Origin of the sequence: Paraburkholderia sp. GAS41 (assembly GCF_050436545.1) — a bacterium.
GTDB lineage: Bacteria > Pseudomonadota > Gammaproteobacteria > Burkholderiales > Burkholderiaceae > Paraburkholderia.
Genome location: NZ_JBNDMK010000032.1, coordinates 21,869 through 43,872 on the forward strand (window position 1 = coordinate 21,869; position 22,004 = coordinate 43,872).

Annotated in this window: 24 protein-coding genes; 18 read left to right on the forward strand and 6 right to left on the reverse strand. The window is 64.8% G+C overall.

The features are described 5' to 3' along the window. Positions 1-50 precede the first annotated feature (50 nt). Together P3T43_RS31335 and P3T43_RS31340 are read right to left on the reverse strand one after the other, a co-directional pair. On the reverse strand, positions 51-1,334 hold the full coding sequence (locus P3T43_RS31335; protein ID WP_429284885.1) for a DUF3108 domain-containing protein: 1,284 nt from the start codon (positions 1,332-1,334) through the stop codon (positions 51-53). 12 nt (positions 1,335-1,346) lie between these two features. Continuing rightward, entirely contained in the window at positions 1,347-2,228 is an 882-nt protein-coding gene (locus P3T43_RS31340; protein WP_429284886.1) for an IclR family transcriptional regulator, read from the reverse strand. 151 nt (positions 2,229-2,379) lie between these two features. Here P3T43_RS31340 and P3T43_RS31345 point away from each other — a divergent pair, with 151 nt between their 5' ends. From P3T43_RS31345 to rfaE2, 5 genes are all read left to right on the forward strand, one after another. Then, a complete protein-coding gene (locus tag P3T43_RS31345) occupies positions 2,380-3,372 on the forward strand; it encodes a fumarylacetoacetate hydrolase family protein (RefSeq protein ID WP_429284887.1) in 993 nt (330 codons plus the stop codon). 151 nt (positions 3,373-3,523) lie between these two features. Continuing rightward, positions 3,524-4,363 carry an enoyl-CoA hydratase/isomerase family protein gene (locus tag P3T43_RS31350; protein WP_429284888.1) on the forward strand — a complete coding sequence of 280 codons (840 nt, stop codon included), beginning with the start codon at positions 3,524-3,526 and terminating at the stop codon, positions 4,361-4,363. A 107-nt stretch (positions 4,364-4,470) separates the two neighbouring features. Beyond that, on the forward strand, positions 4,471-5,229 hold the full coding sequence (locus P3T43_RS31355) for a PhaM family polyhydroxyalkanoate granule multifunctional regulatory protein (RefSeq protein WP_429284889.1): 759 nt from the start codon (positions 4,471-4,473) through the stop codon (positions 5,227-5,229). A 511-nt stretch (positions 5,230-5,740) separates the two neighbouring features. Next, positions 5,741-6,613 (forward strand): ferritin-like domain-containing protein, encoded by an 873-nt coding sequence (locus P3T43_RS31360; RefSeq protein ID WP_429284890.1) that lies wholly within the window; start codon positions 5,741-5,743, stop codon positions 6,611-6,613. A gap of 148 nt (positions 6,614-6,761) precedes the next feature. Beyond that, on the forward strand, positions 6,762-7,244 hold the full coding sequence (gene rfaE2, locus P3T43_RS31365; RefSeq protein ID WP_429284891.1) for a D-glycero-beta-D-manno-heptose 1-phosphate adenylyltransferase: 483 nt from the start codon (positions 6,762-6,764) through the stop codon (positions 7,242-7,244). A gap of 61 nt (positions 7,245-7,305) precedes the next feature. On the opposite strand, the gene P3T43_RS31370 is transcribed toward rfaE2, so the two are convergent. The 3 genes from P3T43_RS31370 to P3T43_RS31380 are packed head-to-tail and all read right to left on the reverse strand — an operon-like array spanning position 7,306 to position 9,354. Then, entirely contained in the window at positions 7,306-7,545 is a 240-nt protein-coding gene (locus P3T43_RS31370; RefSeq protein ID WP_429284892.1) for a hypothetical protein, read from the reverse strand. A gap of 34 nt (positions 7,546-7,579) precedes the next feature. Continuing rightward, complete coding sequence (locus P3T43_RS31375) at positions 7,580-8,452, reverse strand: type III pantothenate kinase (protein WP_429284893.1); 873 nt, start codon at positions 8,450-8,452, stop codon at positions 7,580-7,582. Continuing rightward, entirely contained in the window at positions 8,449-9,354 is a 906-nt protein-coding gene (locus P3T43_RS31380; RefSeq protein WP_429284894.1) for a biotin--[acetyl-CoA-carboxylase] ligase, read from the reverse strand. Before P3T43_RS31380 ends, P3T43_RS31375 begins: the two co-directional genes overlap by 4 nt. A gap of 118 nt (positions 9,355-9,472) precedes the next feature. Between P3T43_RS31380 and P3T43_RS31385 the strand changes: the two genes are divergently transcribed. The 9 genes from P3T43_RS31385 to P3T43_RS31425 all read left to right on the forward strand — a co-directional run bounded on the left by P3T43_RS31385 (position 9,473) and on the right by P3T43_RS31425 (position 17,276). Next, entirely contained in the window at positions 9,473-10,606 is a 1,134-nt protein-coding gene (locus P3T43_RS31385; RefSeq protein WP_429284895.1) for an MlaE family ABC transporter permease, read from the forward strand. Further along, entirely contained in the window at positions 10,603-11,481 is an 879-nt protein-coding gene (locus P3T43_RS31390; protein ID WP_429284896.1) for an ABC transporter ATP-binding protein, read from the forward strand. The genes P3T43_RS31385 and P3T43_RS31390 overlap by 4 nt, the downstream gene beginning before the upstream one ends. Before the next feature lie 15 nt (positions 11,482-11,496). Continuing rightward, positions 11,497-12,459, forward strand: a complete 963-nt coding sequence (locus P3T43_RS31395) for an MlaD family protein (protein ID WP_429284897.1) — start codon at positions 11,497-11,499, stop codon at positions 12,457-12,459. Between the two features lie 18 nt (positions 12,460-12,477). Next, the gene (locus P3T43_RS31400; protein ID WP_429284898.1) at positions 12,478-13,113 is read left to right on the forward strand and encodes an ABC-type transport auxiliary lipoprotein family protein; all 636 of its coding nucleotides are present in this window, start codon (positions 12,478-12,480) and stop codon (positions 13,111-13,113) included. Positions 13,114-13,165: 52 nt separating this feature from the next. After that, positions 13,166-14,305 (forward strand): VanZ family protein, encoded by a 1,140-nt coding sequence (locus P3T43_RS31405; protein ID WP_429284899.1) that lies wholly within the window; start codon positions 13,166-13,168, stop codon positions 14,303-14,305. Positions 14,306-14,414: 109 nt separating this feature from the next. Then, positions 14,415-14,738, forward strand: coding sequence for a (2Fe-2S) ferredoxin domain-containing protein (locus P3T43_RS31410; RefSeq protein ID WP_429284935.1), 324 nt, complete (start codon positions 14,415-14,417; stop codon positions 14,736-14,738). 8 nt (positions 14,739-14,746) lie between these two features. Beyond that, positions 14,747-15,391 carry an alpha/beta hydrolase gene (locus P3T43_RS31415; protein WP_429284900.1) on the forward strand — a complete coding sequence of 215 codons (645 nt, stop codon included), beginning with the start codon at positions 14,747-14,749 and terminating at the stop codon, positions 15,389-15,391. A gap of 324 nt (positions 15,392-15,715) precedes the next feature. After that, the gene (locus P3T43_RS31420; protein ID WP_429284901.1) at positions 15,716-16,939 is read left to right on the forward strand and encodes a D-alanyl-D-alanine carboxypeptidase family protein; all 1,224 of its coding nucleotides are present in this window, start codon (positions 15,716-15,718) and stop codon (positions 16,937-16,939) included. Between the two features lie 67 nt (positions 16,940-17,006). Continuing rightward, positions 17,007-17,276 carry a DUF493 family protein gene (locus tag P3T43_RS31425; protein ID WP_429284902.1) on the forward strand — a complete coding sequence of 90 codons (270 nt, stop codon included), beginning with the start codon at positions 17,007-17,009 and terminating at the stop codon, positions 17,274-17,276. Between the two features lie 75 nt (positions 17,277-17,351). Here P3T43_RS31425 and P3T43_RS31430 read toward each other — a convergent pair whose 3' ends face one another. After that, entirely contained in the window at positions 17,352-18,308 is a 957-nt protein-coding gene (locus tag P3T43_RS31430; protein ID WP_429284903.1) for a transcriptional regulator GcvA, read from the reverse strand. 98 nt (positions 18,309-18,406) lie between these two features. On the opposite strand from P3T43_RS31430, the gene P3T43_RS31435 reads away from it, so the two are divergent. From P3T43_RS31435 to tauA, 4 genes are all read left to right on the forward strand, one after another. Beyond that, positions 18,407-18,733, forward strand: a complete 327-nt coding sequence (locus tag P3T43_RS31435) for a DUF2917 domain-containing protein (protein ID WP_429284904.1) — start codon at positions 18,407-18,409, stop codon at positions 18,731-18,733. A 99-nt stretch (positions 18,734-18,832) separates the two neighbouring features. Next, positions 18,833-19,654: a lipoyl(octanoyl) transferase LipB gene (gene lipB / locus P3T43_RS31440; RefSeq protein ID WP_429284905.1), complete on the forward strand. Its 822-nt coding sequence runs from the start codon at positions 18,833-18,835 to the stop codon at positions 19,652-19,654. Between the two features lie 13 nt (positions 19,655-19,667). Next, positions 19,668-20,672 (forward strand): lipoyl synthase, encoded by a 1,005-nt coding sequence (lipA, locus tag P3T43_RS31445; protein ID WP_429284906.1) that lies wholly within the window; start codon positions 19,668-19,670, stop codon positions 20,670-20,672. 238 nt (positions 20,673-20,910) lie between these two features. After that, positions 20,911-21,933 carry a taurine ABC transporter substrate-binding protein gene (gene tauA / locus P3T43_RS31450; RefSeq protein WP_429284907.1) on the forward strand — a complete coding sequence of 341 codons (1,023 nt, stop codon included), beginning with the start codon at positions 20,911-20,913 and terminating at the stop codon, positions 21,931-21,933. Positions 21,934-22,004 lie beyond the last annotated feature (71 nt).

Consider the following 22,004-nt stretch of genomic DNA (forward strand, 5'->3'; position numbering starts at 1 on the left):
TCATGCCGCATGCGGAGGCCTTTGGTAAATCACCCCATGCCTGAGCGACTTTATGGCGTGTCGGACGCGGGACCTGGCGCGGTGTCGAGTGCGGGCGATGTGTCCGGTACCGCGGACGCTGCGGGTGTGGAACTCGCGGGACCGGTCGTGAGGTTCGCGGGCGTCGAGTTCATATTGCCGGTGCCCCCTGGTTCGTTGAGCGGCCCGCTCCAGACGAGTTGAATTTCGGTACCGTTCGGTTCGGTCTGCAGGATCCGCGCGGGCAACCAGCCGAGCGAGGGCGCGAGCCACACGTCGATGCGCCGGCGGTCGCCGTAGTGACGTGGCAAGCGCATGAAATGACGCGTGTTGAGGTAACCCTGTTGCGTGCGGATCGTTTCATCGCCGATGGTTTCGATCGGCCAGATTTCACCGCTATCGTTGTCGACCACGAAAAACTGACGGGTGACGCCCGGTTGGTAGGCGTCGGGATCGCCGCGCACGAGGCTCGCCAGTTGCATGACCATGCTGAAACGGTCCTGTGCGCCATCGCTGAGCGGCAACGAGGCGGGCGTTTTCGTGAACACGATCTGCTTCGTCGTGCGGTTGAAGATCGACACGTCTTCCGCCCGGTGGCCGCGCTTTTCGATGTACTGGTCCGGCGCGAGACCGAACGCGTCCACATGACCGTGGCTCGAATAGCTGAATGTGCCGATGAATGGCACCGGGACCGATACGATCATGTCGTACGTCTTGCCGTCGCTCGACCAGTGAATCGTTCCGGGCTGATTGCGCACGCCGTTATAGAACGTGTCGTATTGCAGATCGCCTGACGGTGGCACGGAGAACTTCACGCCAGGCGCACTTTGCGCAGTGGGGACGTGGGCTGCGGCGGGTGCGCTTGCGGCGGAGGCCGCGCTGGCTGCGGCCAAGGCGGATGCTGCCGCTGCGCTCGCTGCGGTGGATGCTGCCTCGGACGCGGCATCGGTTTCAGCCGCAGGGGCGGATGCGGCAATGACCGGCGCAGGCCCGGAGCGCGTCGCGGTGAGCACATGCGCGCGCGGCTTGCTGGCGACGGCCTGGGGCGGGTGCCCGGATGGCGCGTCAGATCGCGGCGCAGCGTCAGCCGGACTGCGATCGATCCGCTGCGGTGTCAGCAGGGCAATCTGGACCGGCACATGGGTCGTGTTCGCACTCGTGAACGTGTCGCGATTGCGTTCCACCCATTGCGCCGCGAACCAATGCAGGCAAAGCACCACCGCGAGCACGGCAAGCCAGCGCCACGCATGCGGGCGGTTGCGCGTCACTTGAGGACGCGTAGGGTCGGAACGGCTGATGGCGGACGGAGACGACATAATCCCGACATCCTAACGCGGCGCCGGACTGTACCCCAGTTCGTACGACAGCGCGCGGGCACACTCGCGCAGCGCCGTATCGATCTCGCCGCCCCAGCGGATATCGAAGGCGCCCTCGTGACCGAGCGCAATCAGCCCGAGTGCGAGATCGCCGGTCGAGTCGAACACTGGCATGCAGAACGCGTGGATCGTCGGCAGCAGCATGCCTTCGACGCGTGCGGCCTCGTGCGCCCGCACGTCGGCGAGCGCACGCTCGACCTCTTCGGGCGTGCGCGGGCCGCCGCTGTGCGAGCCACGCCGCGTATCGGCCAGTTCGCGTTCGATCATCGCGGCGGTCTTGCCAGGCGGCAGATAGGCCGCGAACAGCAGGCCGGTGGCCGAGCCGAGCAGCGGCATCACATCGCCGAGCTTGAGCGACGCTTTCGCCGGATGGCTCGATTCCATCCAGTGCACGACGGTGGGTCCTTGATTGCCCCAGACGGCGATGCCCACCGTCAGGTCAAGGCGATCGCGCAGTTCCGCCAGCGCGATCCGTGCGAGTTTCACGCCGTCGACCCGCGCCAGCCGCGCCAAACCCAGTTGCAGTGCAAAGCCGCCCAGTTCATAGCGCCCGGACAGCGGATCCTGCGCGACGACACCCAGCCGCAGGAAACTCACCAGATACCGGTGCGCCTTGGCGGGGCTCATGCCGGCGCGGTGCGCGAGGTCACGCAGCATCATCGCGCGCGGTTCGTGGGTCAGCACGTCGAGCAGGCGAAAGCCCACTTCGATCGACTGGATGCCCGAACGCAACTTCTCCTCACCGGCCAGGGTGGCGTCGTCATCCGTGGAATCGAGCGGATCGGCAGGTTCGGCGTCGGCAGGGATCGCGCCGGAGCGGGCAAGTGCAGGCATAAGCAAGGCGCGTGTAGCGCGGACGGTGAGTCGAAAGTGAAGCCTCGGCACGACCTTGAATCAATCTGTCGGCGCGGGTCGATTTGGGACGCAGCGATTCACCATCGTAGAATAGATTCCCTCTATCGTCACTAACACGGCTCATTCCCTTATGAAACTTGCCACGCTGAAGGACGGCACGCGCGACGGCCAATTGATCGTGGTGTCCCGCGACCTGCATACCGCAGCCATCGCCGATGCGATCGCGCCGACGCTGCAACGCGTGCTCGACGACTGGACCTTCTACGCGCCGCAACTGCAGGATCTGTATGACGCGCTCAATCAGGGCCGCGCTCGCAACGCGTTTCCATTCGAGGCGAAGGAATGCATGGCGCCGCTGCCGCGCGCGTTTCAGTGGGCCGACGGCTCGTCGTATGTGAATCACGTTGAACTGGTGCGCCGCGCGCGCGGTGCGGACATGCCGCCCGAGTTCTGGACCGACCCGCTGATGTATCAGGGTGGCAGCGACGACTTCATCGGCCCGAAAGACGATGTGGTGTGCGCGTCGGAAGAGTTCGGCATCGATTTCGAAGCCGAAGTCGCCGTGATCACGACCGACGTGCCGATGGGCGCCACGGCCGATCAGGCGCTCAAGGGTGTGCGTCTGATTACGCTGGTCAACGACGTTTCGCTGCGCAACCTGATTCCGGCGGAGTTGGCCAAGGGGTTCGGTTTCTTCCAGAGCAAGCCGGCCACGGCGTTCTCGCCGGTTGCCATCACGCCCGACGAACTCGGCGAACACTGGCGCGAGGGCCGCGTCCACCGGTCGATGATCGTCCACTGGAACGGCAAGAAAGTCGGCCAGCCCGACGCGGGTACCGACATGGTGTTTCACTTCGGCCAGTTGATCGCCCACGCGGCGAAGACGCGCAACCTGCGCGCCGGGACGATCGTCGGCTCGGGCACGGTCTCGAACAAGGATGCCAAACGCGGCTATTGCTGTATCGCCGAGAAGCGTTGCCTCGAAACCATCGAGCACGGCTCGCCGCAGACGGAGTTCATGAAATACGGCGATACGGTGAAGATCGAGATGTTCGACGAAGCGGGCAAATCGATTTTCGGATCGATCGAGCAAGGCATCGCGCCGCTGGATGCGGTGCGCTGAAGGGTTTCGCCCGATACCCGGGCGATTGGCCGCCGCTACACTGAAAGACGCCTGGCTGGTGCGCCATGCGTTGCGTGCCGTGCGGCGCTCAGCGTGGCCCTCAACTTGACGTATCGATCTATCGCGCTTCTGATCTACTGGACTGACCGCCATGTCGCACGAATCGCCCATCCACGACCCCGTCTTCTACGCCCACTACCAGTCGCTGCGTGTGCGGCGGCATGCGCACGGAATCCTCGAAGTCATCATGAGCGGCGAGGGCGCCAACAAGAGCGCGCTGGCCACCGCCGATGCGCGGATGCATCGCGAGCTCGCTGAAATCTGGCGCGATATCGACCGCGATCCCGACACGCGTGTCGCGGTGATTCGCGGTGAAGGCAAAGGATTTTCGGCCGGCGGCGATCTGCAGCTCGTCGAGCAGATGGCGACCGACTTCGAGGTTCGCACGCGCGTCTGGCGCGAGGCGCGCGACCTCGTCTACAACGTCATCAACTGCAGCAAGCCGATCGTCTCCGCGATGCACGGACCGGCCGTGGGCGCCGGGCTGGTGGCGGGGCTGCTCGCCGATATTTCGATTGCGACGAAAAGCGCGCGCATCATCGACGGTCACACGCGCCTCGGTGTCGCTGCCGGCGATCACGCGGCGATCGTATGGCCCCTGCTGTGCGGCATGGCAAAAGCGAAGTACTACCTGCTGCTGTGCGAACCGGTGAGCGGTGAGGAGGCCGAGCGGATCGGTTTGGTGTCGCTGGCGGTCGACGAATCTGATCTGTTGCCCAAGGCATTCGAAGTCGCGGAGAAACTCGCGCACGGCTCGCAGACGGCGATTCGCTGGACCAAGTACGCGTTGAACAACTGGCTTCGCGCGGCGGGACCGACCTTCGACACGTCGCTCGCGCTCGAATTCATGGGCTTCGCCGGCCCGGACGTGCGCGAAGGCGTGACGTCGCTGCGCGAGCGGCGCGCCCCGGATTTTCGCGGGGATCGCTAGACGCGCCGCAACCCGGTGTGACGAGCCCGTCATGCGGGGTATGATCCGACGAACCGCGGGTGGGACTACGCCCGCTCCCTTCCTGTCTGCTGCGAGGAGAGATAACCATGACCGATACACCCGGCTCCACGCCGCCCTTTCCCGGCTTCCCCGGTTTTCCTCCTGCCGAGATGATGGACCGCATGTGGGACATGATGCGGCTCAATCCATTTGGCGCAGCGTTTCAGGGCACACCGGCTGGCGCGACGCCGGGCCTGGGACCCTCGCTTTCGATGATGTCCGACATGATGGCGCCGCTCACCAACGTCGAAGAACTCGACAAGCGCATCACCGACATGCGCGCGGTCGAGCAGTGGCTCAAGCTGAATCTGAACATGCTGCAGTCGGCGATCCAGGCGCTTGAAGTGCAACGCGCCACGCTTTCCACACTACGGGCATTTGGCGCGTTCGCACAGCAGTCGATGGCGCAACCGGCCGCGGCAGCGCCTGCTCGTGCGCCTACCCCCGCAAAGCCTCAGTCCGAACCGACCAGTACGTCACGCCCGGAAGCCGCGAGCGACGCCGAGGCGGAAAGCGGCGAGAGCGCGAACGCGCCAGGCTTCGACGCCTCCGCCTGGTGGGACCTGCTGCAATCGCAGTTCAACCAGATCGCGCAGTTTGCGATGACACAGCCCGCGTCGGCAGGCACTTCAGAGCCGTCGGCAACGGGGGAAGATGCCGCGCCAGCCGGTGCTGCTGAACGGGCTGACGCGGCGAGGCCGGCTGCGCAGGAGTCCGCATCGAAGCGGGCGTCCACCGCGAAGCCGTCGAGCGGCACGGCGAGCCGTGCGCGCGCCACGAAGAAGACGCCCTCGCAGTCAGAGTGAGAGGGTGCGGCGAACGCGAAGCGCGTGTCCGAGGTGTCGGGCACGCGCCTTGCGCTCGTCTTTCGTCACAGGCAGAACACGAACTTACGCTAAGTTATTTGAGATCGATCAACCGGCCGCGTGCTTGTGACCCTATGTAAGGAAAGGCCGTCAGGCCCGCGTGCTATCATGCTGTAAGCTTGTTTGGCCCTTGGGCGCGCCCCGAAAACAACCAATCCGCCGCCCGTTTGCCGCCGGTCCGACCGGCGCTGGGCTGGATAGCGGCTCCCATCTGGCAGGCTGCACCGATTGCGTTGGTCAGGTTCGCGCATGGGTGGCCGAGTGGCGCGAGACCGCAGCGTAAGCGGGCGCTACATGCCGCAGGACTTCTTTGCCGCAGGGTGCATCTGCGTGGCTGATTCCCGCGTAAAATCGAATGCTTGGCTCGCGAACGCGTGTGTTTCGTTCGCCGTTAGCAAGAGTTGCAAAAGACACAAACAGACGTCGCAATGCGCAGAACAGGGGTGGGACTATGAACACCATGCTTTATCCGGAACTTTACAAATCGCTCGAATCCGTTCGATGGGACATGGAGAAAGACATTCCCTGGGACAAGTTCGATGCATCGCTCCTGACCGACGAACAGGCCAAGACGATCAAGATGAACGCCATCACCGAATGGTCCGCGTTGCCCGCAACGGAAATGTTCCTGCGTGACAATCATCACGACAGCGATTTCTCGGCTTTCATGAGCGTGTGGTTCTTTGAAGAACAAAAGCACTCGCTGGTGCTGATGGAGTATCTGCGCCGCTTCAAGCCGGAAATGTGCCCCACCGAAGAAGAACTGCACGCCGTGCGCTTCGAATTCGATCCGGCGCCGCCGCTCGAAACGCTGATGCTGCACTTCTGCGGCGAAATTCGCCTGAATCACTGGTATCGCCGCGCGGCTGAATGGCACACCGAGCCGGTCATCAAGGCCATCTACGAAACCATTTCGCGTGACGAAGCCCGTCATGGCGGTGCGTATCTGCGCTACATGAAAAAGGCCATGACGAATTGCGGCGACGTGGCGCGTGCTGCCTTCGCCAAGATTGGCGTGCTGATGGCGTCGGCGCGTCGCACGGAAAAACCGCTGCACCCGACCAACCTGCACGTGAATCAGGCGCTGTTCCCGCGCGACACGATCCAGTCGCGCCTGCCCGACCCGGAATGGCTCGAGCGCTGGCTCGACGAGCAGATCCGTTTCGACGACGGCTGGGAAAAGAAGGTCGTCGAACGCATTCTGCACAACCTGTCCATCCTGTTCGAGCGGACGTTCAACACGGCGCAGGAACTGAACCGCTATCGCAAGGAAGTGGTCGGACGTCTGCAGGCCGATCAGAACTCGGCTGAACAGCCGGCCTGAGCGTCACGGACGGTATGCGCAGAGGCGATGAGCCAGGTCACGCGTAACGCATGAAAGAACGGCCCGACAGGCGCAAGCCTGCCGGGCCGTTTGCTTGACGTGTATCGTGGCGGCAGTGTTTCCCCATTCCTTCTTTTTTCGATTCTCCATGGCAGCCACCTTCGAACGCAAGCTCATGACCCGCGAGGCGCTCGCTCAATTGCGTCCCTCGCTCACGGGGCCAGTCGTGTTCACAAACGGGGTGTTCGACATCCTGCATCGCGGGCACGTCACTTATCTCGCTGATGCGAAGGCGCTGGGCGCCAGCCTGATCGTCGGGGTAAACAGCGACGCCTCCGTGCGCAGGCTAGGCAAGGGCGACGACCGACCGATCAACAACGAAGCCGACCGGATGGCCTTGCTCGCGGCGTTGGAAAGTGTCGATTGGGTGGTGTGCTTCGAGGAGCAGACGCCGGTGTCGCTGATCGAAGCGCTGCATCCCGACATCCTCGTGAAAGGCGGCGATTACGACATGGACACGCTTCCCGAATCGGCGCTGGTGCGCGGCTGGGGCGGGCGGGCGCTGGCGATCCCGTTCGAACATGACCGCTCGACCACCGCGCTGCTCAAGAAAGTTCGCGCTCAAGGCTGAAGCGCGCGTCTGAGTCGTCGTCCGCGAATTTGCCTGCTTGCTTGCCTGTGAGTCTGCCCGCTTATTGACTCAGTTCGGATGCGGCAATCGGCGCCGCCGGAGCCGGCGCGCCGACCACGGCGAGATCCGCTGGCGCGGCGGCCGAAACCGGCTGCACCCGCAACGTCTCCGGATGAATCTGGCGATTCAGATGACCCGGCTCGCGCGCGCCCGCGTAGGGTAGTGGGCCGAACATGCCACGCAGCGTCGCGAACGCGAGCAGGTTGGCAAGCAACAGAATAGCGATCAGCCAGCGCAGCATCGTTGGAATCTCCGTCTAAAGGGTGCGGCGTGCGTCATGCGCGGGACCCGGCGTGGTGCGCCGGCGCGGTTGCTTCGGCGGCAATCAGCGCGAGACCGGACAGCACGAGCGAATCGTGCCGAGTATGCGGTAGTTTGAGTGCGGCTGTCACTTCGTCGGCGGCGCCCCCGCCCACTACCAGCCGAACCGGACCCTCCCAGGCCGCCTGCAGGTCGTGCCACATACGTTCGATCAAACCGGCCTGCGCGAGCGCGCAACCGGCGGATAGCGAGCGCGGGGTGTCGGTGGCGAAAAACGGGCCGCGGCGCTCGCTACCGGTTTGCGGCTCGCCGCTCTGACCCACACCGTTATCGCCGGCTGGCGTGAGCAGACCGCGCGCCGCGCGGGCGTCGAGCGTGGGCAGTTGCGCCGTGTGCTCGCCGAGCGAGCGCATCATCAGCGACCAGCCGGGCGCGATCAGGCCGCCGACGAACTGGCCGTCGGCCCGCAGCGCTTCCAGCGTGGTGGCGGTGCCAAATGTCGCGATCAGGAGCGGCTCGCCGGGAAACGCGGCATGGGCGCCGATCAGCCCGGCCCAGCGGTCGCTGCCGAGCGCGGCGGGCGTCGTGTAGCCATTGGTCACGCCGCATTGCTGCGCACAGGCGCGAATCGTCGTGCGCGGCAGAGCGGGCCAGTGAGCGTCGAGCAGGGCGTCAAGGCGCTCGCCGACGGTTGCGCCGGCCACGTTGGATAGCCATGCGCTCGCGGGATGCGGCAGTTGCGACCAGTCCGGCGTCGCCAAAGCGGCCTCGCCTTTACCACCATGCGCGAACGCCCCGGCATGCGTGTGCGTGCCGTCGGCCTGCACCAGAGCCCACTTGATGCGGCTATTCCCCGCGTCGATCAGCAGAAAAGGCGCGCCGTTCATGCAGGGCCGTCAGCCAGGCGCAACGAGACATCGCCGGTTGCAATCGCCTGACGTCCCGATGCCGTGTCGAGCAGCAACTTGCCGCTCTCGTCGACGCCTGCCGCCACGCCGCGCGTGACTTCCACGCCCTGTTCGAGCAGCACCACTTCGCGGCCCGCATAGGCGTGACAGGCGTTCCAGCGCGGCTGGAAAGGCTCGAAGCCTTCCGCGCCGAAGCGTTTGAGCGCGGCGTCGAGCGCGTTCAGCTCGGCTGCGAGCGTATCGGTCAGATTGGCGGTGGGCAGCGCGCGCGAGAGCGCGGTGGGCACCGTGCCGCGCACCTGGGGCGGCACGCCGGCACTCAGCGCGCCGACCTTGGCGGCCAGTTCGTCGGCGCCCTTCACATTGGTGCCGATGCCGATCACCACCGCGCTCGCATAGTCGGTACTCCATGCCGTTTCGATCAGGATGCCGGCCAGCTTGTCCCCTTCCAGCAGCACGTCGTTAGGCCATTTCAGCGCGATCTGCCCAGGTCCCGCGACCGGCAGCGAGCGCAGCCCATCGACCAGCGCCACACCCACCGCCAGACTCAGGCCCGCCAGGCCTTCGAGCGGCCGCGGCAGCACGCAGGCCACTGAAAACAGCAGCGCATTGCCCGGCTCGGCATACCAGGTGCGGCCGCGCCGGCCGCGTCCGGCCGTCTGCAGATAGGCGACCCGCACGATCGGCCGCGGCAGCGCGGTCGACCTGCGCGGCAGTGCCTTGACGCGCACCATCAGGTCGGCGTTGGTGGAGCCGGTTTCCTCGACGATTTCGATCGGCCAGTCGTGCGCGTGAGCGCCGAACAGCGCGACGGCGCGGTCCCGGTCGATACGCCAATCGCCGGAAGGGCTGGCAGGGGATGAGGACTTGGAAGCGTTCATGCCGCATATTGTAGCGACAGGGGACAACGAAGACTCACTTGGGAACGCATGATGGCCGTTGCTTCGCGCGGCGTTCGTTACAATGGTCCTTGATCCGATAACCAGAATCCCGCGATCCTTGAACTACGACACTCCGCCCGGCCTTGAAGTCGCGGCAGGCAGCCAAGGCAAGATCGTCCGGCTCTCCGGCCAGTGGACGGCGCTCGCGCTCGCGCGCGACCGCGCCACCGGCAAGGTCGTGCCCCGTCTGCGTTCGTTCATCGGCGTCGACGGCATGCATTGGGACCTGTCGCGCATCGAGCGTATGGACCACGTCGGCGGCCAGGCGCTCTGGCGCGTCTGGGGCCGCAAGCTGCCGCCCCAGCTGACCGAACTGAACGATACCCAGCGCGACATTTTCGAGCGCATCGCCTTGCTCGATACCATGCGCGATACGCCCGAGCCGGTCGTGAAGCACGACATGTTCACCCGGCTCGGCCTCGCGATCTTTTCCTTCTTCGAGCACCTGTACGGCGGCATCGCAATGTTCGGGCGGGTCGTGCTCGATCTGCTCGCGGTGATACGCAATCCGAAGATCACGCCGTGGACAGAAATCTCCTCGAACGTCTACAACGCGGGCACCCGGGCGCTGCCCATCATCGCGCTGGTCGCGTTTCTGATCGGCATCGTATTGAGCTATCTGTCCGCGCAGCAACTGCGGCTATTCGGTGCGAATCAGTACATCGTCAATATTCTCGGGCTGTCGGTCATCCGCGAACTGGGGCCGGTGCTGTCGGCGATTCTGGTGGCGGGCCGCTCGGGCTCGGCGATCACCGCGCAAATCGGCGTGATGCGCGTCACCGAAGAGCTCGACGCCATGCGCGTGATGGGCATCCCGCATGGCTTGCGGCTGATCCTGCCGCGCGTGCTGGCGCTCGGCGTGGCGATGCCGCTGCTCGTGATGTGGACCAACATCGTCGCGCTGACCGGCGGTGCGTTGGCCGCCAAGATCGTGCTGGGCATCGACATGAGCTATTTCGCGCGGGCGTTGCCGAGCGTGGTGCCGGTGGCGAATCTGTGGATCGGCCTCGGCAAAGGCGTGGCGTTCGGCATGCTGATCGCCATCGTCGGCTGTCATTTCGGCTTCCGTATCAAGGCGAATTCGCAAAGCCTCGGTGAGGGCACGACGACCTCGGTGGTGACCTCGATCACGATCGTGATTCTCGCGGACGCCGTGTTCGCGATCCTGTTCCAGAACGTGGGGCTCGGATGACCGCGCCGCTGACCCAATCCGTGCGCGGACAGCCGCTGCCGTCGATCGCCGAGCCGGTGATCGAAGTACGCGACCTGACCAAGCGCTACGGGCGCAATATCGTGCATCAGCATCTGAACTTCGAGGTGCGGCGCGGCGAGATCGTCTCGATCGTCGGCGGCTCGGGCTCCGGCAAGACCACGCTGGTGCGGCAGATTCTCGGGCTCGAACGACCAACCTCGGGCACCATCAAGCTGTTCGGCGAAAACCTCGCGACCATCTCGCCGGAAACCGCGTTACTGATGCGCAGCCGCTCCGGCATGCTGTTCCAGCGCGGCGCGCTGTTTTCGTCGCTGTCGGTGTTCGACAACATCGCGCAGCCGCTGCGCGAACTCGGCAAGATCCCCGAAGACCTGCTGCGCGATATCGTCATGCTCAAGCTCGAGATGGTCGGCCTGCCCTGCAAGCATGCGTCGAAGATGCCGTCGGCGTTGTCGGGCGGCATGATCAAACGGGTGGGTATCGCCCGGGCCATTGCACTCGAACCGGAACTGCTGTTTCTCGACGAGCCGACCGCCGGGCTCGATCCGCAAGCCTCGGATGAGTTCGTCGAACTGGTCAGCACGCTGCATCGCGCGCTCGGTCTGACCGTCGTGATGGTGACGCACGACCTCGACACCATGGTCGCGCTGTCCACCCGCGTCGCCGTGCTGGCCGACCGCAAGGTGCTGATCGCGGCGCCGGTCGAGGAAGCGGCGGGCGTCGATCACCCGTTTATCCGCGAGTACTTCCTCGGCCTGCGCGGCCGCCGCGCGCTCCAGGCACTGCCGCCGGAGCGCCGCTGCAAGCTGCCGCCCGCGGCGCTCGAACCCGCGTCGTCCGAACTGCCGCTGTGAACCAGGAACCTGACAATGGAAAACAAATCACACGCCTTCTGGGCTGGGCTCTTCACGGTGGTGCTGCTGGTGGCGATCGCGGCGGCGGCGTTCCTGTTCAACGTCGATCGCTCGGTGCGCGTGCCGTACGATCTGATCGCGCGCACCAATGTCACCGGGCTCTATACCGACGCCGCCGTGCGCTATCGCGGCCTCGACGTGGGCAAGGTGCAGTCCATCAAGTTCGACCGCGACCATCCGGGGCAGATCCTGATCCGCATCATGGTCGACACGCACGCGCCGATCACGCATTCCACTTTCGGCAGCCTCGGCTTTCAGGGCGTGACGGGTATAGCCTTCATCCAGCTCGACGATACGGGGAAAGATATGACGCCGCTGGTGTCGTCGCAGAAACAGGTCGCGCAACTGCCAATGCGGCCAGGTCTCCTCGACCAGTTGCAGCAACGTGGCGATATCCTGATACGCAAGCTGGAACGCATCGCCGACGACGTGAACGACGTGCTGTCGCCGGAAATGCGCGATCAGTTGCTGAACACGGCGGCAAGCCTGCAGCACGCCGCCGACGGCGTCACGGATCTGACGAAGCAGATGGCGCCGGCAGCCGGCAAGCTGCCGCAGACGATCGACCAGCTGGATCGCACGCTGGCGTCGACCAATCAGTTGATCACCGGCCTGAGCCGGCCGGACGGTCCGTTCGAAACCAATCTGAACAAGGTCGGCACGGCGGCGCAGCAGGCGGGCGAGGCGCTGACGGCGATGAATGCGTCGGTGCAGGAGCTTTCGGCGCGGGTCGGCTACGACACGTTGCCGCGCGTCAATTCGCTGGCTGACGATGTCCGCTCGGCGGTGCGCTCCGTGGATCGCGCTGCCGACATGTTAAGCACCAGTCCGCGCAGTGTGCTGTTCGGCGCGCCGCCCATGGCGCCCGGTCCCGGCGAGCCCGGCTTCACGTGGCCCGCGGCCCGTCCGGCAAACTGATCTGAAAGGAAGATTGTCATGGCCTCCTCGCTTAATCGCTGCATTCAGCGCTGCTATCCTGCTGGCGCCTCGCTGGCCGTCGTGCTGGCGCTCGGCATGCTGGCCGGTTGTGCTGGCAACCCGGCAGCGTTTTCCAACGCGCGCTACGACCTCGGCCCGGCGCCGCAAGTGGCCGCCTCGGGACCGATGCCGGTCGTCAAGGTGCTGGACGTCACCGCGCCCGGGATACTCGACTCCGACAAGCTGATCTACCGTCTCAGTTATGCCGACGCGCAGCAAACCGCGTCGTATGCGAGCAGCCACTGGACCATGGCGCCCTCGGCACTGCTGACACAGCGCCTGCGCACCGTCCTCTCGCAGCGCGGCACGGTGCTCACCGGTTCGGATGGCGTAAGCGCGCCGGTCCTGAGGGTCGAGCTGAACGAGTTCGAACAGGTCTTCGACAGTCAGACGCAAAGCCACGGCGCCATCACCGCGCGCGCCACCTTGACGCACGGCGGCAAGGTCCTCGCGCAGCGCAGCTTCGTGGCGCAAGCGCCGGCGCGTTCGGCGGATGCCGCCGGCGCCGCGCAGGCGCTGGCCGCAGCGAGCGACGATCTGATCGGCCAGATCTCCACTTGGCTCGGCGCGCAGCCGCTCGTCGCCGCGCAATGACCGGCGCCCCGCGGACGCCGCGCATGCAGCCGGGCGTAGCGTGAGGGCAAAGGTGCGCCAACGCCGGCCGTCGGCGCTGGCGAAGCAGGTGCTGGGCTTGTACACCGCTCTGATCGTCTATGGTTCCTGGTATCCGTTTTCGGGCTGGCGCTCGCTCGGCCTGAGCCCGTTCGCCTATCTGACCGATCCGCTGCCGCAGTACCTGACGGCCTTCGATGTGGTCACGAACATCCTCGGTTACATGCCGTTTGGCGCGTCGGTGATGCTGGCGGTGTATCCGCGCCGGCGCGGCCTCGCGGCCGTTGCGCTCGCGTTCGGACTGGGGATCGTGCTGTCCGGCACGATGGAAGCGGTCCAGACGTACCTGCCCACGCGCGTCGCGTCCAACCTCGATCTGGCTGCGAATGCGCTCGGCGCGCTGCTTGGCGCGGCCTTGATCGCGCCTGCCAGCGGTGCCTTGCTCGATCGCGGGCTGTTGCGGCGCGTGGCTCTTTTGTGGTTCAGACGCGATAGCGCGGCGCTGGTCTGCCTTGTTGCGCTGTGGCCGTTTGCGTCGATATTTCCTGTGCCGCGTCTGCTGGGCCTCGGCGACTGGCCGCGGGCGCTGTGGCTGCGGGTCGATTCGAGCATGCAGGACGCCCTGCTCGCGTGGGTATCCGCTGGCTGGCACGTGCAGACGTGGCCCGGGCGCCTCGGTGCCGTTTTGCCGGACGACGGCTGGGAGGCGCTGATCACCACGCTGACCCTGCTGGCCGCCGGCGTGCTCGCTTCGCTGTCGATGCGCGAGCGCGCACCGCGCGTCCGGCTGCTGCTGGTGCTGGTCGCGCTGACGGTCGCCATCAAGATTGGCGCGACCTATCTGCAATCGGCGGCGGGCCTCGTCTTCAACTGGGCGACGCCCGGTGCCCTCGCGGGCCTGGCGGGTGGCACGCTGGCGATGCTGCTGGCACTGCGACTGCCGCGCCGCTGGCGGGCTGCGCTCGCCGCCGCAGCGCTGGTGCTCGAACTGTTGCTGGTCAACGTGCTGCCGGTCAATCCGTATTTCGATGTGACGCTGGCGGACTGGCGCCAGGGGCGCTATCTGCACTTCAACGGACTGGCACACTGGCTCGCCTGGACGTGGCCGTATGCGGCACTCGTGTGGCTGGCGTTTTCAGCAGAGCGCGCCTGGCTCAGGCGCCGGCACGGCTGAACGTCGGCCTGTCCCCGTCGCTATAATCGAGCCACCACAGGAGCGCCGCTTGCTTGCCCATGCGGGCGGTCAGTTAGCCTTCAACTCTTTCAGTCTCGTCCCGGACACCATGGACTCTTATTACAAGTATCACGTCTTCTTCTGTCTCAACCAGCGCGATCCAGGTGCAGCGCGCCCAAGCTGCGCGAACTGCAATGCGCAGGCCATGCAGGAGCATGCGAAAAAACGCGTGAAGCAACTGGGTCTCGCGGGCCCGGGGCAGGTGCGTATCAACAAGGCCGGCTGTCTCGAGCGGTGCGAGGAAGGACCGACCATCGTCGTGTATCCGGAAGGCACGTGGTACACGTACGTCGACGAGCACGATATCGACGAAATCGTCGAATCGCATCTTGCGAACGGCAAGGTCGTCGAGCGTCTGAGAATGGACAAATAAGCCGCACCATGAACGTTCATACAAAACAGTTCCTGATCGACGGTCCGGTCGGCAAGATCGAGGTCGCGCTCGACCTGCCCGACGAAACGCGCGAGCACGGCACCGCGCCGCGCGGGATTGCGCTCGTCGCGCATCCTCATCCGCTGTTCGGCGGCACGATGGACAACAAGGTCGCGCAGACCCTTGCGCGCACGCTCGTGCAGTTGAATTACGTGACCTACCGGTCGAACTTCCGCGGCGTGGGGCAGACGGCGGGCGAACACGACGCCGGTATCGGCGAGCGCGACGACCTGCGCGCCGTGCTCGACTACATGCGGGCACAACCGGGGCAAGCCGATCTGCCCCTCGTGCTGGCGGGCTTTTCGTTCGGCACCTTCGTGCTGTCGCATGTGGCGGCGCGGCTCGCCGAAGAAGGGCAGGCGATTGAACGGATCGTGTTTGTCGGGACGGCGGCAAGCCGCTGGGAAGTGGCGCCGGTGCCGGAAAACACGCTGGTGATTCACGGCGAAAGCGACGATACGGTCCCCATTCAATCGGTCTACGACTGGGCTCGGCCGCAAGAATTGCCGGTGGTCGTGATCCCCGGCGCCGAGCATTTTCTGCACCGCAAACTGCACGTGCTGAAGCGCATCATCGTCGACGCCTGGCGTTAGTCAAAGGGCCTGTACGCGTTTTCTGGGGTACAGGTATGCGTCAAATGAAAATTTATCGGACCCCGAGGCGCAAAGTTGCCACCTCGGCGCGCGTATAATGAGCGCTCTTTTTTGGGCGCAGCGCAGCCCATCCGGCGAAGGCGCATGGTTGCGCGCCGTGGCGTGATTGCAGCGCCGGATTGTGGGGCGCGTTGCGCGAACCGATCGTGTGGCCGGAAGTCAAACGGGCGCCGCGTTGCATTTCACGCAGCCAGCGCTCGCCGACCGCCTCTTCCAAACTGCGCGCCCTCGGGCGCGATGCATATTTCTGCCCGAATCGATCCTATGCGTTTTTCCACCTCCGGCTTTTCGTCACTCTCGTCCTTCGTTCCCCATACCATCAGCCGCGCGGTGACGCTCGGTGTGCTGCTGCCGGCCACGCTGCTGGCGAGCACGGCGGCGTTCGCGCAGGTCCCGCCGCCGGCGGTGAACGCGCGCTCGTGGGTGCTCGTGGACGCGACCAGCAATCAGGTGCTCGCCTCCGGCAATGCCGATGAACGCGTCGAACCGGCGTCGCTGACCAAGCTGATGACCGCCTATCTGGTCTTCGAAGCGCTGCAGACGAAGAAGATTTCGATGGAGCAGATCGTCACGCCGAGCGAAGCGGTACGCCGGGTGAAGACCGACGAGTCGCGCATGTTCGTTGAGGCGAACAAGCCGGTCTCCGTGCATGACCTCGTCTACGGCATGATCATCCAGTCGGGCAATGACGCGGCCATCGCGCTGGCCGAACTGGTGGGCGGCAGCGAGTCGCAGTTCGTCAACATGATGAACACCGAGGCGCAGCGCCTCGGCATGAAGCACACGCATTTCGCCGACGTGAACGGTATGCCCGACGGGCAGCACTACACCAGCGCGGGCGACCTCGCGATCCTGTCCGCGCGCCTGATTCGTGATTTCCCGGATTACTACAACATTTTCTCGATCAAGGAATTCACTTACAACAAGATCAAGCAGCCGAACCGCAACCGTCTGCTGTGGATCGACCCGACAGTCGACGGTCTGAAGACCGGCCACACCCAGGCGGCGGGTTATTGCCTGATCGCCAGCGCCAAGCGTCCGCTGCCGGGCACGCAGGACGGCTCGCGCCGTCTGGTGTCGGTGATGATGGGTGAGGTGAAAGAGCACGACCGCGTCGAAGACAGCATGAAAATGCTGAACTACGGTTACAGCGCGTACGACACGGTGCGCCTGTACAAGGCCGGTCAGGTCATCGAGACGCCGCGTGTCTATAAGGGCGCGGAAGACACGGTCAAGATTGGCGTGAAGGCCGACCAGTTCATCACCGTGCCGAAGGGCCTCGCCGACAAGGCCAAGCCGCAGGTCGAGCATATCGACCCGCTGATCGCGCCGATCGCCGATGGCCAGCAAGTCGGCACGGTGAAGCTGGTGTCCGATGGCAAGGTGATCTCGCAGTTCCCGATCGTCGCGCTGCAGGCCGTGCCGCAGGCCGGCGTGGTGGGCCGCGTGTGGGATTCGCTGATGCTGATGTTCAACAAGAAGAAGTAGGCGCAGTGGCGTGAACGCGGCTCCGGCAGACAGGCTGTCTGCCGGAGCCGCCGTAGAGGAGTGAAAGATGCAAGCCGATATCGATTCGCTGTTTGAGTTTCCCTGTGATTTCCCGATCAAGGTGATGGGCAAGTCGCATCCTGAGTTTGCCGAGACGATCGTGACGGTGGTCAGGCAGTTTGACGAAGCCGTCGATCCGTCGCGTGTCGAAACCCGCCCCTCGAGCGGCGGTAACTACACCGGCCTGACGGTGACCGTGCGGGCCACCAGCCGCGCGCATCTCGACGATATCTATCGTGCGCTGACCGGGCATCCGATGGTGAAAGTGGTGCTTTGAGTCGGTAAATCAGCCAGCTGACGGGGCGGGGGCGGTTCGCCTGCCGGGCCCTGTTCAGCCTGGTCAAGCCTGCGCTCACGGTGCGACGTGCAATGCGTCCGCCCCAACCTGCGGCCCCGCCGCGCAAGCCCGCTCGAAGAGCAACCTGAACCGCCCCACCTCCGCGAACACCCAATCCCGAAACGCTTGCACCCGCTCGGCCTGCATCATCTGCGGCGGGCAGATGAAGTAGTACTGCCAGGGGCTCGGACCATCCACGTCGAAGAGTCGCACTAGCCGCCCCGCGGCGATTTCGTGCATGGCCAGCGAACGGCGCGTGAGCGCGACGCCCTGGCCGTCGATCGCCGCTTGCAACAGGTTCGACGAATCCTGATAGAGCACGCCGCGTTTCGGCTCGGGCCAGTCGGTGAGGCCGGCGGCGTCGAACCAGGGACGCCACAATTCGTCGTCGGAACGCAGCAGCGGCACTTTGGCGAGGTCCGACGGCTGCTTTGGCAACTGTCCGCCGTTGAAATTGGGCGAGCAGGCAGGAAAGTAGATTTCCTCCAGCAGAAGCTCGGCATGCAAGCCGGGATATTTCCCGAAACCGAAACGGATCGCCGCGTCCACGTCGTCGCGGGTAAAGTCCGTCAGCGAATTGGTGGATAGAAGCTCAAGATCCCATTGCGGATGGGCTTCGATAAAACTGCCGATGCGCGGCGTCACCCAACGCGCGGCGAACGACGACAACATCGACACCACCAGGCGCTGTTCGCGCTCTCCACCGCGGATCTCGCGCGTAGCCTCAGCGAGCGCGGTCAGCGCGCTGCGCACCTGCCCAGCATAGCGGCGGCCCACCTCGGTCAGGCGCACGCGCTTGCCTTCGCGCGCAAAGAGCGTCACGCCCAGTTCCGCTTCGAGCGCGCGAATCTGATGACTGACCGCACCGTGCGTGACGAACAGTTCGTCCGCGGCGCGCGAAAAGCTCTCGTGCCGCGCCGCCGCCTCGAATGCCTTGATGGCGTTCAATCCCGGGAGTTGTCGAAGGTCCATCGCAATTTTTCTCACATAGAGATGAAATTTGATCGTTTTGCGTAAACCCTTGTTGCACCTAGGATTGTAGTCACGAAACAGCTTTTGACGAGGGCATCATGCGAGAAATTTCCTCTAGCATCACGTTTGAAATCAAGGCGGGTGAAACGGTTCCCATGAAGGTGGCGCGTAGCACGCGGTTGGCGGTACGCGGCGCACCGGTATGGGTGACGCGTAGCGACGATACCGAAGACTACTGGCTCCAGCCTGGCCACACGCTGCGTTTGCGGCGCGGCGAACGGCTCTGGTTGAGCGTCGAGAGCGGGACGCAGGCGCGCGTGGCGTTTGCGGTGCCGGCTCGCGCGGACGTGCGGGTGTTCGACTGGCTGGTGCGGCTCGCCGACCGGGTCGGGTTGCGTTCGCGTGACGGGTGGCGGACCGTTTGACCGGCACTTCGACGGTTAGCGCCGGCGCTTCGGCTGGAAGACGGGGCGTCGCAAGCGGCCCCGGCGGGGATCTCATTATTTCGGTAAACTGTAGGCATTATGTGTGCCACGCCGGTTTCTCCGTCTTCCCTGTCCCCCGCGACCGCTCCAGCCTGTCCCGCTGATCAGATGGCGCCGGTGGGCGCCGATCTCACCGCTGCGGTGGCGGTCGAGCGCATCTCCGAGGCTGGCTCCGTCCCCGCGCCGACATTGCGCTGGCGCGGCGTCGAGCCGTACGAAACGAGCTTCGACGCCATGCGTGCGTTCACCGACGCGCGCGACAGCGAGACCACCGACGAAATCTGGCTGGTCGAGCATCCTCCCGTCTTTACACTTGGCCAGGCCGGCAATCCGGCGCATCTGCTGGCTGCCGACAGCGGCATTCCGCTCGTGAAAGTCGACCGGGGCGGGCAGATCACGTACCACGGGCCTGGGCAGGTCGTCGCGTACCTCCTGCTCGACCTGCGCCGCCGCAAGCTGATGGTGCGTGAGCTGGTCACGCGGATCGAGGAGGCCGTGATTGACACACTCGCGGCGTATAATCTCGCCGGAGAACGCAAGGCGGGCGCCCCTGGCATCTATGTGGCGCCCAGTCCGGATGTGGGGCCGCATGCCGGTGCCAAGATCGCTGCACTGGGCCTGAAAATCCGCCATGGCTGCAGTTATCACGGGGTCAGCCTGAACGTGAAGATGGATCTGCGGCCGTTTCTGGCCATCAATCCATGCGGATACGTCGGGCTCGAAACCATCGACATGGCAACACTCGGCGTCGCCGCCGGCTGGGACGAAGTGGCCCGGACCTTTGCTGCATGCCTCACCGCAAACATCGACGGCACTCCCGCGGCCGTCGCCCAACCGCAGGCCGGTGTCTCGACCGCCTGACTGGATCGAACGAATGACTGACGTTACCGCGAACCTCGCCGGCTCTGCCGCTCCCGATGCTGCAGCAGCACCCGCCGCTTATGACGCTACGGCGAAACAGAAGGCGCAGGCCAAGACCGCGCGCATTCCGATCAAGATCATCCCGATCGAAAAGCTGAAGAAACCCGACTGGATCCGCGTGAAGGCGGCCACCGGCAATTCGCGCTTCTACGAGATCAAGCAGATTCTGCGCGAACACAATCTGCATACGGTGTGCGAAGAGGCGAGCTGCCCGAACATTGGCGAGTGCTTCGGCAAGGGCACGGCCACGTTCATGATCATGGGCGACAAGTGCACGCGCCGTTGCCCGTTCTGCGATGTCGGCCATGGCCGTCCCGACCCGCTGGATGTCGACGAACCGGGTAATCTGGCGCGCACGATCGCCGCGCTGAAGTTGAAGTACGTGGTGATCACCAGCGTGGACCGCGACGATCTGCGCGACGGCGGCGCCGCTCACTTCGTGGAATGTATTCGTCAGACCCGTGAACTGTCGCCGGAAACGCGCATTGAAATTCTGACGCCGGATTTCCGCGGCCGTCTGGATCGCGCGCTGGGCATTCTCAACGCCGCCCCGCCCGACGTGATGAATCACAACCTCGAAACGGTGCCGCGTCTGTACAAGGAAGCGCGTCCGGGTTCGGACTACGCACACTCGCTCAAGCTGCTGAAAGACTTCAAGGCGCTGCATCCGGATGTCGCGACCAAATCGGGCCTGATGGTGGGCCTCGGCGAAACGGAAGAAGAAATTCTTCAGGTGATGCGCGATCTGCGCGAGCATGACGTCGACATGCTGACGATCGGCCAGTATCTGCAACCGTCGGAGCATCACCTGCCGGTTCGCTCGTACGTGCATCCCGACACGTTCAAGATGTACGAGGAAGAAGCCTACAAGATGGGCTTCACGCACGCGGCGGTTGGCGCGATGGTGCGTTCGAGCTATCACGCGGATCTGCAGGCGCATGGGGCCGGCGTCGTCTGAGGATTATTCCTGCTAATCTGGCTGGATGCAGAAGCCCGCACCGTGTTGCGGGCTTTTTTGCGCCTGCAGGGGTCTACAGTGTCGATGTGCCGGCCATTGCGCCTCACTCACCCAACCCAGCGTGAAAAGCAATGCTCAAACAGCGTGATTAGCAATGTCGAATTCATTAGAACCGCCCGCGCCCAAACTCCCTATAGTCGGAAGTCTCGCTCACACCTTACTAAAAAGGGGCTTTCCGATGAACCGGTTCTTCCGCCCGCTGGCCGCGCTCGTGACGCTGCTGGCCGTTTCTGCTCCCTTTGCGAGCGCCGCCCACGCCGATACCAAAGAAGTCGTGATCGCGTACCAGGACATGGTCGTGCCGTGGCGCTACGCGCAGGCCACCGGTGAGGTCGAGAAGGAGACCGGCTACAAGGTCGTCTACCGGCAACTCGGCAGCGGCGCGGAGGTGGTTCGCGCGCTGGCGTCGGGGTCGGTGCAACTCGGTGAAGCCGGCTCCAGTCCGATCGCGGCGGGCCTGTCGCAAGGCGTCGATATTTCGCTCTTCTGGATTCTCGACAACATCAACGATGCCGAAGCACTCGTGGCGCGCGACGGCTCCGGCGTGACCAGTCTCGCCGGACTCAAGGGCAAGAAGATCGGCGTGCCGTTCGTGTCCACTTCGCATTTCCATACGCTGGTCGCGCTACAGGCCGCGGGCGTGAATCCCAATGACGTGAAGATCGTCAACCTGCGCCCGCAGGAAGTCGCGGCCGCGTGGGATCGTGGCGATATCGACGCAACCTACATCTGGGATCCGGTGCTCGCCAAGGTGAAAAAGAACGGCAAGGTTTTGATTACATCAGGACAGGTCGCGCAGGAAACCGGTAAGGCGACGTTCGACGGCTTCGTGGTCGATCGCAAGTTCGCCGAGCAAAATCCGGAGTTCGTCGCGCGCTTCGTCAAGGTGCTCGCGGCGAGCGATGCCAACTATCGCGATCACACGTCGACGTGGAACGCGAGTTCGCCGGAAGTGGCGGCCGTCGCGAAGGAGTCCGGAGCGAATGCCCAGGACGTGCCGGCGAGTCTCGCGCTCTACGCGTTTCCGTCGGCGGCGCAGCAGGCGTCGAACACCTGGCTGGGTGGCGGCGCACAATCCGGGGCGGCGAAATCACTGGCTGCGACGGCGGCGTTCCTGAAGACGCAGGGTACGATTCAGAATGTCCTGCCGGATTATTCGGCGGGCATCGATCCGCGCTATGTTCAGCAGGCAGCACACTAGGAAGAAGGTGCGCGCCGCGCGTGGTTTCTCCGCGCGCCGGTGCGAGCCAGTTTTCCGAACGAATAGGTATC